General features: G+C 37.5%; 11 protein-coding genes. 4 read left to right on the forward strand and 7 right to left on the reverse strand.

Translation table 11 applies throughout. From position 1 onward, the window contains the following. Positions 1–330: 330 nt before the first annotated feature. The 6 genes from B4G94_RS28090 to B4G94_RS09770 all read right to left on the reverse strand — a co-directional run bounded on the left by B4G94_RS28090 (position 331) and on the right by B4G94_RS09770 (position 6,741). Positions 331–564, reverse strand: a complete 234-nt coding sequence (locus B4G94_RS28090; RefSeq protein ID WP_414711822.1) for a transposase — start codon at positions 562–564, stop codon at positions 331–333. Between the two features lie 160 nt (positions 565–724). Continuing rightward, a complete protein-coding gene (locus tag B4G94_RS09755) occupies positions 725–2,242 on the reverse strand; it encodes a SusD/RagB family nutrient-binding outer membrane lipoprotein (protein ID WP_286858595.1) in 1,518 nt (505 codons plus the stop codon). Positions 2,243–2,281: 39 nt separating this feature from the next. Then, a complete protein-coding gene (locus B4G94_RS09760) occupies positions 2,282–2,662 on the reverse strand; it encodes a hypothetical protein (protein ID WP_286858597.1) in 381 nt (126 codons plus the stop codon). Next, complete coding sequence (locus B4G94_RS09765) at positions 2,559–5,516, reverse strand: SusC/RagA family TonB-linked outer membrane protein (RefSeq protein ID WP_286858599.1); 2,958 nt, start codon at positions 5,514–5,516, stop codon at positions 2,559–2,561. Before B4G94_RS09765 ends, B4G94_RS09760 begins: the two co-directional genes overlap by 104 nt. A gap of 336 nt (positions 5,517–5,852) precedes the next feature. Then, positions 5,853–6,131: a helix-turn-helix domain-containing protein gene (locus B4G94_RS28095; RefSeq protein ID WP_414711821.1), complete on the reverse strand. Its 279-nt coding sequence runs from the start codon at positions 6,129–6,131 to the stop codon at positions 5,853–5,855. Next, positions 6,025–6,741 (reverse strand): AraC family transcriptional regulator, encoded by a 717-nt coding sequence (locus tag B4G94_RS09770; protein ID WP_286858600.1) that lies wholly within the window; start codon positions 6,739–6,741, stop codon positions 6,025–6,027. Before B4G94_RS09770 ends, B4G94_RS28095 begins: the two co-directional genes overlap by 107 nt. Positions 6,742–7,284: 543 nt before the next feature. On the opposite strand from B4G94_RS09770, the gene B4G94_RS09775 reads away from it, so the two are divergent. The 3 genes from B4G94_RS09775 to B4G94_RS09785 all read left to right on the forward strand — a co-directional run bounded on the left by B4G94_RS09775 (position 7,285) and on the right by B4G94_RS09785 (position 12,592). After that, positions 7,285–8,673 (forward strand): aminopeptidase P family protein, encoded by a 1,389-nt coding sequence (locus B4G94_RS09775; protein ID WP_286858602.1) that lies wholly within the window; start codon positions 7,285–7,287, stop codon positions 8,671–8,673. Between the two features lie 67 nt (positions 8,674–8,740). Next, entirely contained in the window at positions 8,741–10,915 is a 2,175-nt protein-coding gene (locus B4G94_RS09780) for a S9 family peptidase (RefSeq protein ID WP_286858604.1), read from the forward strand. A 3-nt stretch (positions 10,916–10,918) separates the two neighbouring features. Continuing rightward, the gene (locus B4G94_RS09785) at positions 10,919–12,592 is read left to right on the forward strand and encodes a M1 family metallopeptidase (RefSeq protein ID WP_286858606.1); all 1,674 of its coding nucleotides are present in this window, start codon (positions 10,919–10,921) and stop codon (positions 12,590–12,592) included. A gap of 747 nt (positions 12,593–13,339) precedes the next feature. On the opposite strand, the gene B4G94_RS09790 is transcribed toward B4G94_RS09785, so the two are convergent. Continuing rightward, positions 13,340–13,870 carry an NAD(P)H-dependent oxidoreductase gene (locus B4G94_RS09790; protein ID WP_286858608.1) on the reverse strand — a complete coding sequence of 177 codons (531 nt, stop codon included), beginning with the start codon at positions 13,868–13,870 and terminating at the stop codon, positions 13,340–13,342. A gap of 157 nt (positions 13,871–14,027) precedes the next feature. Here B4G94_RS09790 and B4G94_RS09795 point away from each other — a divergent pair, with 157 nt between their 5' ends. Beyond that, positions 14,028–14,390 carry a winged helix-turn-helix transcriptional regulator gene (locus tag B4G94_RS09795; protein ID WP_286858609.1) on the forward strand — a complete coding sequence of 121 codons (363 nt, stop codon included), beginning with the start codon at positions 14,028–14,030 and terminating at the stop codon, positions 14,388–14,390. Positions 14,391–14,552 lie beyond the last annotated feature (162 nt).

The following is a 14,552-nucleotide window of genomic DNA, read 5'->3' on the forward strand; positions in this document are numbered from 1 at the left end:
CGTTTGAAAACCTTTTTTTATGTTCAGTGGGTAACCGGGGGGGGCAATCGTAACGTTACGTTTTTTAGCAAACTAGATTTTTTTATTTTTAACCGAATACGACAAAACTATTTGGCACATTTCTCCATTTACCAGATATAAATCCGTTGAGTACCTTCAATAGTGTTTCACTGATGTTATTTTTCAGAACGGAGTCCGTGTCTTATCGACTATTTAACCCCTTCTTCGAAGATGATTCGAGGCATCTTCGGGCCTTATTCGTACTTAGGAGCAGATAAGAGCATTTTCTGACAGCCATGCAACTCTCTTATCTCCGAGTTTAACTCGGACTCACCACGGACTCATGTCGCTCTCACCACGGATACATCCTGATCCTGATACGAAGATGCATCGAAGGAGACACGGAACGATAGCGAAGCAGAGGTCTTGCGTCCATGCCATAATCAGAACATTCAAAATCTCGCCTCTATCATTTATGACTAATTGAAGTTTGAAGTTATGGAACCAGTCCATTGTAGATTTTCTAGCTACAGCTATTCCTTTAAATACCGTCTTCGCCTTGATGCGCTTATTCTTGCAAACCGTAACCGTTGTCGAATTGAGAAAAGAAACTCCGGCACAAACCGTTGATCAACAAGTTTTTTAAAAAAATAATCAGGGAGAGTACAACTAAAACAGCGAGACAATCGAAATTGCCTCGCTGCGCAAAAATAAACATATGAAACTATTTTTTGCCATTATCTTTTGCCCACCATAGTCGCTTACCCCAATTATAATCAACCGTTCCACTTGCTGCAGCCTTAACATTTTCTGCATTATACAAATATTCATTATTCGGATACGGCAAACGCCATGGTTGATCGGTGTGCACTGTTTCGAATTTTTGAATTTTCGAAGGATAGTTTGTAGTTGGTATACCAGTTCTCCTATATAAGCTCCATGCCTCAAAATTTTCTTTAAACAACGCTACCCACATATCCCAGTAAATACGGCTTTTCGTATCATCAAACTTACCTGCATCAGCAAGATACGTTGTGATATCTTCAGCTGCTACATTATTATCTTGCATAGAAAGCGTAACTGCCGTTTCATAAGCTGTTTTTGCGGAAATTCCAACATTGTACCCTGACAAAGCTGCCTCTGCTAATATGTAATAAGTTTCACAAGCCCTATAGAAAGGTACTGCTCCAGCGGGATTGTTGATATAATGATCACCAATCCAAGAAATCGAGGTTGAGGGAGAGGGATTGGTCAATGAACCGTTTACAAATCCGACATACTTACCCGCATTATTTTTTCCTGCAATCGAAGCTATTCTTGGATCTTTTGTGGCAATTAAATGATCAATAAAAATATCAAACATTCCCCAATTATTGATACGCTTACCGTAGATACCGGATTCATACCAAGGCTCCATATAAGGTAGAGTACCAGGGAAGAACATCTGACAACTTTCGGCATTTGTTTCAATAACAGGATATTTTTTTGTATTACCCGCAATTTCCTCAATAGTGGATTTCGCTAATGCCGGAGCAACGGAAGAAATTCGCATCGCCATACGTAAACGTAGTGAATTACAGAATTTTTGCCATCTTAACATTTGTTCCTTTATGTCTGCACTACCGCTATTGGCTTCTCCATAAATAATATCATAGTCACCTATTTCATCTGTACCTATCCCAGCAGCCAATTCATCAGCTATAGTTTTAAGGTCTTTTAAGACCGTAGGAAAGATATCTTCTTGTTTATCATATTTGGGTTTCAAAATAGATCCGTCTTCTGGTCGACCCTGAAACGCCTCTGAATAAGGGATATCTCCCCAACCATCCAATAAATAGGACCACATGTAGTTATTCCATATTTTAGCAATAATTCGGGTATTTTTATATCCTTCCGCTTTATCCTCTGTTTTCTTCAATAGATCCATCATTTGGGTGATATTGTAATAACAAGCTGCCCAACGATTACCGTAAGTATTATTCGAAGGAATCAGCCCCCCTAGATTATCTGGATATTGAATTTTAACAATGTAACCTGCAAATGTACCATAACCATCTACATCGCCACCAAATTGATCTCCCGCATTTCTCATCACATTTACCAGCATATTCTGTGGTGGAACATCTGTTAATGCATCTGGATCCGTATTAATTTTTTCAAAATTTTTGGTACATCCCGATATTAAAAGTGCTGCTAGAATTGGTGTATATTTTAGTTTTTTAATAAAAGTATTCATAATCATAAATTTATTTTTATTTAGTTCTAAACTTTATCCTGAAATTTAAAATGTAAAACCAAGTTTAAGACCTATACTTCTTGAATTAGGGACAGTCGCTTGTTCAAATCCTACTCCTCTTGAATCACTCGAAACACCTCCCGCTTCCGGATCTAAACGCATCGTATTAGATTTATGTACCCACAACATAGCTAAGTTCGTTCCCGTGACAGAAATATTAGCACGCTTAATTCCTTTTATTTTACTATAGAGATGTTTAGGTAAGTTATATGATATATAAGCTTCTCTCAATTTCAAAAAGGAACCATCAAAAACATACATTTCAGCAATTCCACCGTTTTCGTACCAATCTTGAGCACTGGTCTCGATCGTATTTTCGACCCAGCCACCATTTCCATCCGACATCGCAAATTTTTCGTTCGTCATTACATCTCTNNCCTGCCACAATTGCGCGTTCACGAATGCCATTAGCAGCTGTAATTTCAGCTATACCTGTAACATAACCATGGGACATGGTTTGTGACCATACATCACCACCTTTTCGAAAATCAAGCATAAATCCAAATCTGAAATCTTTGATGGTAAAATCGTTGCGCATAGAAGCTAAGAAATCCGGCACAGCGTTACCAATATCCTGAGCATCTAGCGGGGTAGCAACCAATCCATTATTACCAATTTTTATCGCTCCTTTCATTGGACCATCCTCTACACGATCAAAGCCAGGGCCAACTAAGTTCCCCCAAGGCTTACCCACAGATGCCATATTGGAAATACCCCAAGTCCAGCCAATCCTGTAATCTTTTAAATCCAATTGTGGATAAAGTTCAACAACCTTATTTTTATCCCTCGAGAAGTTAACTGTTGTTGTCCAATTTAGTCCATCTTCTCTTTTTAGGATATCCCCTCGTAACTGCAGTTCAACACCCTTACTTTTGATCTCACCGGCGTTCAGGAAGATCGAGCTAAAACCAACCACATTGGACGTTGAAACCTGAAGCAATTGCTTTTTATTTGTCTTTTGATAGTAGGTAAAATCTACGTGTAAACGATCTTTCAATAAACCTAACTCTGTTCCGATTTCGTATGAAGTAATTGCTTCTGGTTCTAAGCCTTCAATTGCATAAGTCATACTCTTATACATCTGAGCTAAATTATTATAAGAATCTGTCTGTGCATAATAGTAATTTCCATTTTGATATGGACGCGTCGCATTACCGACCTTTACGATATTAAACCGCAACTTCCAGAAATTCAGGAAATCACTTTTCAATCCTTCAAAACTCGTTGTAGGTAACCAACTTAAACTAGCTGACGGATAAAAAAACGATTTTTTTAATGTCGACGACCAATCGTTCCGCGCCGTTACATCTAAATACAACTGATCACGCCATCCTAAATTGGCTTGTGCATAGACAGAATTTGAACGTCCTTTAGCATGATCCATCAAAGTATAAGCATCCCCAATTTTATTGCTGATTGTATATACGCCTAATACATTCAATCCTTTCGCTCCTAGTGTATTTGTTTCAAATTGGTAATCTCGATAATTAGCACCTAAAATTCCTGTTAAACTTAGATCACCAAATTGTTTATTAAAGTTTGCGATAAAGTCTGCATTGAATTCAGAATTGCTATTCTTCATTTCATTGAATTTTCCGTTCTGATTGTCATAGTTAAAATAGGTTGTTTCGAAAGTATGCGTATTATAATAATCTAAACCCACCCGGCCTTCAAATCTCAAAAAATCAAAAGGTTGATAATGCAATGAAGTTTTTCCGAAAATACGGTTCATTTTAAGTGCATTTTGAGACTCATGCATGGTATAAAATGGATTCATATGATACGCGGAATTCCAATTATAATAAGTGTAATTTCCTTGCTCATCACGCTGATCCCAATTATTCTTCAGATCTTGCATATCTACCTGTCGTCCAAACCAGATCAATCCATTCATCGGATTCGCGCTATCGTACCCTTGCATAACTAGGTTATTACTTTCGGTACGTGTGAAATTACTCATTATGTCATAAGAAAATTTGTCACTAATTTTATATTCATTATTTAACTGAGCTGTATATTTTTTTTGATCTGTATTAGGAACAGTTCCACGTTGATCCCTAAAAGAAATAGATGCACGAGTCGAAGAACGATCTGTTTTAGAAAGCAGGGAGATATTATGGTTTTGAGAAAAACCTGTCTGAAAAAATTGCTTTACATTATTTTTATTGGAAATCCAAGGAGTAGCCTGACGTACATCATTTACAACCGGACTATTAAATTGTGGAATCATCAATCCAATATCCATCCTTGCCCCCCAAGATTCATCTATATTATCATTGACGCCAAATTCCCCCGTACCATCAACATAACTAAAAGCATTCTTAAGAACATAGTCCTGATACGATTCTCCTTCTCCTAAAGTTTTGTAACTATACTCATCTCCTCTAGACCCTTGGCCATAAAGATTTTGGTACTTTGGTAAATTGACGGCCCTATCAATGGAAAAATTTCCATCATAGGAAATTTGTACCCCATTGGCTGCACGTTTACCGGATTTCGTTGTAATCATAATAACGCCAGCCCCTGCACGCATACCGTAGAGTGCTGCCGCCCCACCTTTCAAAATATTAAAGCTTTCAATATCATCCGGGTTAATATCGTTCAATCCCGACCCATAGTCAACCCCTGTGTAGGTATTATCACCCGAACGTTGTGCATCATTTGTAATTGGGATACCATCAACAACAACCAATGGTTGCTGATCTTTTTGTAACGAGGAATTGCCTCGAATTGAAATACGAGCTGAAGAACCTATTGCACCACCAAATTGATTGACTTGAACTCCCGCTGCTTTACCCGCCAAAGCGCCTGTTAAACTATGTTGTCCTGCATCAGTTAACTCACTCGCCTTAATTTCTTGAGTAGCATAACCTAAAGATTTTTTTTCTCTAGTAATGCCCATGGCGGTTACAACTACCTCTTCCAAATTTCTTTCATCGGACAATAGAGTAACTTCTAGTGTCGTCTGGTTGGTCAGGTTAACCTCCTTACGATTGTAACCAATAGCCGAAACACTTAGTTGCCCGGCCTGTTTGTAGTTTATTGTAAATTCTCCATTTTGCCCAGTCTGTGTACCGGTTCCATCTCTAAGTGTGATTGTAACTCCAGGGATAGGTTTCCCGTCTTGGTCGACCACCTTCCCCTTCAAAACTGTTTGCGCATATACTGCCGAGCTTACTAAGACTGTAGCGGCTAGCATAGCAATGCTTTTTCTGTTCATAAGTTTAGTTTCAGATGTTTAGTTTATAGTGCTTTTTATTATAAACTAAGTTATCGACCTCTCATCCTCTTTACTAACCGAATCTTGACAACTATTACCCGATTATTAACCACAAATGTTAAATAAAATCAACAAATATCAAGACACAAAACCGAAATAGCACAAAAAAAACACATTAACAATCACTTTTCCATTACATCCTAATAAAAAACAAACAAAACCAAAATAAAAAACAAAAGTTTAAAACAAAAAAACAAGATCAAGTAAAAAATCATCCTATATTTGAAATTCAAAGACGAAATATTAGGAAAGAATTACATTGCAAGGCTCTTATGTTTATATAACTGAGTAGAGTGTCTGTTTATAGTGTTGAACATATTCTTTAGGATTGCAGCCGATAATCTGTTTAAATACACGATTAAAATTGGTAATACTATTGAATCCACAACTGTACGCGATAAACGAAACACTATCTAGATGATCTTCGTTCAATTGATTACAAACCTCTTTAACTCGTATTCGATTTAAATATGCGACAAAAGNNAGTAACCCCACAATGTTTTTTAAAATACCTACAAAATGCCTGAGGCGTGAGGTTTGCATGGTCAGCGACATCCTCGAGACTAAGATCATGTTTATAGTTTTCTTTAATATAATTACAGATTAGATCAATTCGATTGGAGCTATGAATTGGGTCGAGTATCACTTCACCTCTTTCTGCGCAAAGTGGATCTGTGTCCCTCGATATAGTCGCCAAAGATCGCAAAAGGTAGAAAAAATGCATCAATTTATCCATCTGATCTGAAGATTTCAATTGTAAAATTCTCTCTGAAATTTGCATGAAATATTCATCTGGGATCTTAAAACCACATGAATTGTTGTAAATAAACTGATTTAACGATTCAAATTCCTCCAAAGAAAACATTAACTTGAGCTTACCATTTGGATCAAAAAAAATAGAGATAGAGCGGGATTCATTTGAAAAACCATCCTGAGAAGACGACTTAAATACATGTGGTTGATTTGCTCCCAAGAAGAAAATATCATTTTCCTTAAAAGGGTGTAACGTATCTTCAACAATCAATATTCCCTTTCCTTTTATTATCCACATGAGCTGTGCTTCCTGGTGTCTGTGAAGGTGCGGATAAAAAGTTTCTAAAATATCTTCTTGTACAGTGAGGCTTTGGCCCTGCATACAGGGCACATTAAATTGGAGCGTTTTCATAGGGTTTCATAAGTTTATGTTCAAAACTACTACTGTTTAGTTAACATAAATATAACAACTACGAAACAAGTAAAGATATCCCCGCGATAGATATAAAAACAAAAACAAAATATGTATATAATGGGATAATATTTAGCATATCTACCGATTATGCAATCGGTAGGTCATAAAATCACATAACATAACCTAATATTTTTCAAAAAACAAGGTTAAAATACAATTAGACTTTGATAAATTGTGATAATTAATATTCAATGGAAACTTCGAACTTTATTAAATACCAATATTATTTTGTTTTGATGCATAAATCACTTGAAGTAAGCAATTGTAACAGCGTAAAAGTATCAAGCGTATAAACAATTTATTGACGACACTTATTTCACGGATCAAAAAATAAATTTTTAACGATATTAGCTAGCATATTATAATATAAATGACACCATTTAAAATCTCAACTAAACGCTACCACACAACAGAATAAAAATAATTTTGATATTTTCATCAGATAACGGCCCCATTGCCGCTCTTAATTTTCAAAAATTTATGTTTAACACAAATATCTATATTACCCGCAGGAACGAACTCACTACAAAATTTACTTCAGGTAAAGTTTTGTTGTTGGGAAATATTGAAAATCCGATCAATTTTGAACACAATACTTACCCCTTTCGTCAAGACAGCAGTTTTTTATATTATATCGGCATAAAAAGCCCTCGATTAGCCGCTGTGCTCGATATTGACCTGGGAGAAACCGTATTGTTTGGCGATGAAATGACCATCGATGAAATTGTCTGGATGGGACAGCAGCAGACTCTGGCAGAAAAAGCTGCACTTTCAGGTATCCATAAGCTACTTCCTTTTGAGCATCTCTTTGACTACCTAAAAAAAGGCGGAAAAAATTCGATCCATTACCTCCCCCCTTATCAGTCGCACAACAAATTATTGCTTGGGAAATTGCTTAATTGTCCGGTTGAACAGTTTCAACCATCTATCGCTTTAATTCAGGCCGTAGCCGCACAACGCAGTCTTAAATCAGCAGAAGAAATTATTGAATTAGAGAAAGCTGTGGACGTCGCTGTGGATATGCACCGTCTTGCCATTCAGATGACCAAACCCGGTCTTTATGAGTATCAGATCAGCAATGCCATGCAGCATTTTGCACAAGATCAGGGCATGTCTTTTTCTTATCCCCCGATCGTTACCAAACGAGGTGAAATTTTGCATAACCACATGCAATTTCATCAAGTTCATGAGGGAGACCTCCTTTTAAACGATTCAGGTGTTGAAACATCACTCGGATATGCCTCCGACCTAACGCGTTCCTTTCCCGTAGGCAGACGCTTCACGTCTTTACAGGAGGAAATTTATCAGATCGTTTTACATGCTTTTAAATCTGCTGAACGCTTATTAACTGTTGGAGCTCGCTTTAAAGATATCCACTTAAAAGCCTGTGAAGCTCTTGTCGAGGGCCTGATACAAGTTAGATTTATGAAAGGTAACGTGCAAGATGCAGTAGCTAACCATGCACATGCTTTATTCTTTCAATGTGGACTCGGCCACCTCATCGGTTTGGATGTACATGATATGGAAGATCTCGGTGAACAATATGTGGGCTATACCGAAACCGAGCCTAAAGACACCAAGACTTTTGGTCTTAAATCCCTACGACTGGGCAAGCAGTTAGAAGCGGGTAACGCACTTACCGTTGAACCGGGCATTTATCTCATCCCCGAGCTGACACAGCTTTGGGAGCAGCAAAATCTGCATAGGGATTTTGTCAATTATGATTTTCTGAAAAAACACCTCAAATTTGGCGGTATCCGTATCGAAGATAATTATATTATTCAGGAGAATGGGGCAAGACGTCTGGGAAAATACCTGGAACGGGAGGTAAATGAAATCTATCAGCTTAAAGACAATGCTCCCAATTAAGGATACCGGAAGCCGAAATGGCGAAACGCTGTGCGTTGAATATTTGACTTACAAACATCATAAACAAATGAATCGAATTAGACATTTTATTATAGTCAATCTGTTATTAGTTATCTACGTATCCAATCCACTCTTTGCTCAGAGACTCTGGATGGAAAATGGTGATCAATATTATGAATTTTCGGATAAAGGAATAGAAACCGTCAATCCTAAAAACGGTTCCAGAACAATCTTTTTATCTCATGAATTACTTGTTCCTCAGGGAATGAAAACAGCATTAAAAGTTGAGAATTTTTCCATATCCAAGAATAAGGAACTAATTTTAATCTATACAAATAGTGCGAAGGTGTGGCGCGAGAATACAAGAGGAGACTACTGGGTGTATAACAAACAGTCAAACCAATTGAAACAATTGGGGAAGCAGTTTCCTTCAGCTCAGTTGATGTTTGCAAAGTTCAGTCCCCTAAATGACAAAGTGGCTTATGTAAACAAAGCTGACCATAATATTTATGTTGAAGATTTAACGAATGGAGCCATCAGTGCAGTCACAACCGATGGTACTGACCGAATGATCAATGGAACATTTGACTGGGTCTATGAAGAAGAGTTTGGTTGCAAAGATGGTTTTAGGTGGTCTCCCGACGGCCAATCGATTGCATACTGGAAGCTTGATGCACGTAGTATCCGCAATTTTCTAATGATCAATAATACGGATAGTCTCTACTCTTTTACCATCCCTGTCGAATACCCAAAGGTAGGACAATCACCAAGCGCGTGCTCGATTTGGACTTATGAACTTGCTAGCAAAGACAGCCATCATATCAATATCCCCGGAGATCCTGAACAGCATTATATTCCGCGCATGGAATGGTGTCTGGACAGCAAACAGCTTATTTTTCAGCAACTCAACAGGAAACAAAACGAGAGTAAAATTTACACAGCTTCCATTGCTACTCATGAAGCTCAAGCGATACATCGCGAAACGAGCAATTCATGGATCGATATCAAGGCAAGATGGAATAATAACGACCCTTCGGGCTGGGACTGGATCCAGGAAGGGAAAGCATTTATATGGGTTTCTGAAAAAGACGGCTGGCGAAAAATTTATCAAATCGACTTAAAAGGTAATGAAAAGCTCATTACGAAAGCAAATTATGACATTATTAATCTTGATTTTCTAGATCCAAAAGGAGAAACAATCTATTTTACTGCTTCTCCTACTAATGCGACTCAAAAATATCTGTATAGCGTCTCTACTAAAGGTGGCTCTCCCAAAAGGCTCACACCTACATCGTTTGAGGGAACTTGCGTCTATGATATCTCTAAAGACGGTAAGACGGCGATCTTTAACTTCAGTAATCGTGCTGAACTTAAATATGATGCCGTAGTATCACTACCGAACCATCAAACCTTAGTGGACTTTGAAATTAAGCGTCAAAAGAAAGCAAGTGACGGTATTGCAGAATTTTTCAAAATCAAAACTGCCGAAGGCATCGAGCTAGATGGCTGGATGGTCAAACCCCTTGATTTCGATACCAGCAAAAAGTATCCGGTAGTTTTTATGGTGTATGGCGAACCAGCATCGCAGACTGTACTGGACAATTTTGGTGCTGGATACAATAGCTTATACAAAGGAAATATGGCTCATGACGGCTATATCTATATTTCGCTTGATAACCGTGGTACTCCTGCTCCCAAAGGCAATGTATGGCGAAAAAGCATCTACCGTAATATTGGACAGCTCAATATCCGTGATCAGGCACTGGCGGCACAGGAAATATTGAAATGGTCTTTCGTAGATAGCTCACGCATTGCAGTCTGGGGATGGAGCGGAGGTGGCTCAAGCACGCTTAATCTGCTGGGACAATATCCACAAATCTATAAAACAGGAATAGCGATAGCCGCAGTAGCCAATCAGCTGCTTTATGATAATGTTTATCAAGAACGTTATATGGGATTACCTCAAGAAAATCTAGCAGATTTTGAAAATGGGTCGCCATTAAAGTATGCAAAAAATATTAAAGGAAATCTACTATATATACATGGTACCGGTGATGACAATGTACATTATCAGAATGCCGAAGTGCTGATTGATGAACTGATCAAAAACAACGTTCAGTTTCAATTGATGTCCTATCCCAACCGCAGTCACGCTATCAGTGAAGGAAAAGGCACCAATGAGCATCTAAAAACATTATTTACGAACTATTTAAAATTACATTGCCCTCCAGGCGGAAGATAACCCATGAAAAGAACACATTTAATTGCACTTGCTGCCTATGCCATTTTAACCGCAAAAAGCGAGCATGTGGCCGCGCAGCTGATGAAAGTCAAAAATGAATTCACGCGAGCAGATTCACTTAGGGGCAACCTGACACCCCTAAGAACTTGCTATGACATCCAATATTATCATCTGGATATTAAGGTAGATATTGATAGCAAATTCATCTCGGGCTCCAATTTATTCCGCTTCAGGGCAGCGGAAGATTTTAAGCGTCTGCAATTCGACTTATTTGCGGATTTAAAAGTGAACAAAGTCGTTTATCAGGGAAAAGACCTTCCTTTTACCCGGGAATATAACGCGGTGTATGTAGATTTCCCAAAGATAATCGACAAGGGCAGCCAAGAAGAATTCACGGTCTATTATGAAGGGCACCCTACAGAAGCGATAAAAGCACCATGGGACGGTGGAATCGACTGGAAAAAAGACAGCAATGGAAAAGCATGGATAGCAACAGCCTGTCAAGGCATGGGCGCTAGTGTATGGTGGCCAAACAAAGATCATCAATATGATGAAGTCGATAGTATGCTCATCTCAGTCGCAGTCCCAAAAGGACTAATGAACGTATCCAATGGTCGATTAGCAAAGGTCGAAAATCTGAACGACGGATATACAAAATTTCACTGGAAAGTAGTCAATCCTATCAACAATTATAATGTCGCTATCAATATTGGTGACTATGTTCATTTCCAAGAAAAGCATCAAGGTGAAAAAGGTCCGTTGGATATAGATTATTATATCCTGCGGGAGAATAATACAGCTGATAAAAAGGCGCATCTTCAAAACAATGCAAAGCGTACAATTACCGCATTTGAACATTGGTTCGGCCCCTATCCATTCTACGAGGACGGTTACAAATTGGTTGAAACTCATCATTTGGGAATGGAGCATCAAAGTGCTATTGCATATGGAAATGGTTATCAAAATGGCTATCTTGGCAGCGATGCGTCAGGCACAGGATGGGGAAAAAAATGGGATTTCATTGTCGTACACGAATCGGGCCACGAATGGTTCGGCAACAACATTACCGCTGCTGATCTCGCTGATATGTGGATTCACGAAAGCTTCACCAACTATTCTGAAGCCTTGTTCATTGATTACTTTTATGGAAAAGAAGCTAGTCAAGCTTATGTCCATGGTATTCGACGTGGCATTCAAAATGACATCCCCATTCAGGGGCCGTATCACGTTAACAAAGAAGGTTCCGGTGATATGTATCCAAAGGGTGGTGTTATGCTCAACATGATCCGTACGATGATAGCCAATGATGATAAATGGCGCAAGTTATTACGAGGCTTGAACAGCAAATTTTACCATCAACAGGTTGACTATAATGATATTGTCCGTTATTTAAGCCAGCAATCCGGTTTGGATCTATCAAAAGTATTTGAACAGTATGTTCAGCATGCATCTATTCCGACATTAGAGATCCAACAGGATGCTTCCGGTGCAATACTGGGAAGATGGATTAGCGAAGTCAAAGGGTTTCATATGCCAATACATATTGGAATAAAGGGTAAAAACAGACAGTTGGTCCATTTAGATCAGCATTTTCGGGCAATTAAAATTCCAGGATTAAATAAAGAAAATATTGATATAGACACGTTCAATTATTATGTTGGGGTTTTATCAGAGTAATATTTCTTCAAGAATCAGACACTGTGCCCCAACAAAAGTATGTAGCTATTTTTGGAGCACAGCATTTATACGTTAATTTTTAATTTCTTAACACAAATCTATATACAGCTACGTCTCTTGGTCTTCTTATGAATTAATCAACTCTGAACTAATATTGTCCCTTTTTTCGGTGCATAAGATCAGAGAACCGGAATAAAAAGAAATTGCTTCTATTCAAACTAGAAAACATAAATAGAAACTGTCACCGATGGGGCTATAACAAACAAACTTAATCGGCACCTTCATTTCTATATTATTTTTAAAAAAAACTTGCAGGTGTGTATAAAACACACTATCTTTGAACTATCATAATTTAGGTTTATANNCCGTTTGAAAACCTTTTTTTTTTGTCCTTAACTCTTACCAAGATAAATTAAATTTAACGCGTTAAGATTGATTGAAAATGATAAATTCTTTTCAGATTATTCTTCATTAAACGATTATAATCTAATAGCCATCGCATTTCCGTACTTTAAGTTTCTGGATCATCATTTATTCAAATTAGTGAATGGTATAGCGGTCGAAATATTAGCTAAAAGATATTGCCAGCACACTTTGTAACTCTCAGCATCTTATCAGAATAATGCAGGAAACACGTGAAAACCATCCTTGCTATTTTTATGTACATAAGATAAACTAAAGATGCCTTTGATTTTAAATGACACAGGCCTACTAAATCACCCACGACTTTAATTTAGTATCGGACGCCTAAAACTGTTCTAAAAAGTTAAGATACAGTGGAACACTCCGTTCGACCCATTCTTCCGAAACATTTTGTTCAATGCCATAGTATGCGAAAAGTGGACGATAATTCGCGTGAATATAATTGAAGGTAATTTCAAATGGACTAGTTAATTGATCCAAGTTATATTTGTACTTGCCTGTAGTGGAATACTCTTTTTCATCAACCCCAACAGACAATGCCAATGCGATTCTTTTTCCCGCTAACTTATAACCACTTGATTTTCCATAAGCCCAACCGTATGTTAACACCTCATCCAGCCACTTTTTAAAAAACGGGGGGCAATTAAACCAATAAAAAGGAAATTGAAATACAATTTTATCATACTTTTCAATCAATTGTTGTTCCTCCTTTACATCTATTATTTCATCGGGGTACTTCTCATGCAATTGATGGATTTCATAGTTTTCCGGGTATTTTTTCAATTCTTCAATCCACCTTTTATTAACGATTGATTCGTTTATATTTGGGTGAATTATCATTACTAACGTTTTCATTATATCTAGTTATTAAAAAGTTTTATATACTATTTACCACGCAGCATCTGATAACTGTAATAGTTTCATTAACGTTGCTATCTGGGATTAAAAATAGATAGATATTTCTTATTTTGGTACGGTGGTAACCCAATGTTCGGTACTATAAAAAATGTAGATGATGACAAAAATCAAAGAAAGTTCCAGTAATTTCGCCAATAGGCAAATGTTAGCAAATGAGTGTCCTGAAGTATTTGCAGCTCATATTATTGGTGGTCAATGGTCTTTAGCTATCTGTTGCTATCTAATCAACGGAAGTCTTCGATATAATGAAATCAGAAAGTGTCTTCCTAATATTACCGAACGTATGTTGACCTTGCAATTGCGAAAATTAGAGGAAAGTGGAGTTGTAAAACGTACGGTATATCCAGAAGTTCCACCACGAGTAACATATGAATTGACAGCAATTGGTCATGAATTATCTCCAATTATTCACGAGCTTGGAAAATGGGGAGAAAAACTAAAGGGACTCTCTCTTTAGGATTTATTGACATTTCTAAATAAGATAAGCAAAACATTGAATTCCAGCTTGACCCAAACAGCTTAGCGTTAATTTATATAACATCGAAAAGTTTGATCAAAACCTCTTTTGATATAGCCTTTATCATATTGATATTTTTATTTTAAAATAAATTTGCATAGT

The sequence above is a fragment of the Sphingobacterium sp. UBA7625 genome (assembly GCF_002484085.1).
Classification (GTDB): Bacteria; Bacteroidota; Bacteroidia; order Sphingobacteriales; family Sphingobacteriaceae; genus Sphingobacterium; species Sphingobacterium athyrii.

Excerpts from the sequence above, each read along its gene's own strand:
- B4G94_RS09780 (WP_286858604.1), top strand. The coding sequence starts at position 8,741 with ATGAATCGAATTAGACATTTTATTATAGTCAATCTGTTATTAGTTATC.
- B4G94_RS09755 (WP_286858595.1), bottom strand. The coding sequence starts at position 2,242 with ATGATTATGAATACTTTTATTAAAAAACTAAAATATACACCAATTCTA.
- B4G94_RS09795 (WP_286858609.1), top strand. The coding sequence starts at position 14,028 with ATGATGACAAAAATCAAAGAAAGTTCCAGTAATTTCGCCAATAGGCAA.
- B4G94_RS09775 (WP_286858602.1), top strand. The coding sequence starts at position 7,285 with ATGTTTAACACAAATATCTATATTACCCGCAGGAACGAACTCACTACA.
- B4G94_RS09790 (WP_286858608.1), bottom strand. The coding sequence starts at position 13,870 with ATGAAAACGTTAGTAATGATAATTCACCCAAATATAAACGAATCAATC.
- B4G94_RS09760 (WP_286858597.1), bottom strand. The coding sequence starts at position 2,662 with ATGACGAACGAAAAATTTGCGATGTCGGATGGAAATGGTGGCTGGGTC.
- B4G94_RS09785 (WP_286858606.1), top strand. The coding sequence starts at position 10,919 with ATGAAAAGAACACATTTAATTGCACTTGCTGCCTATGCCATTTTAACC.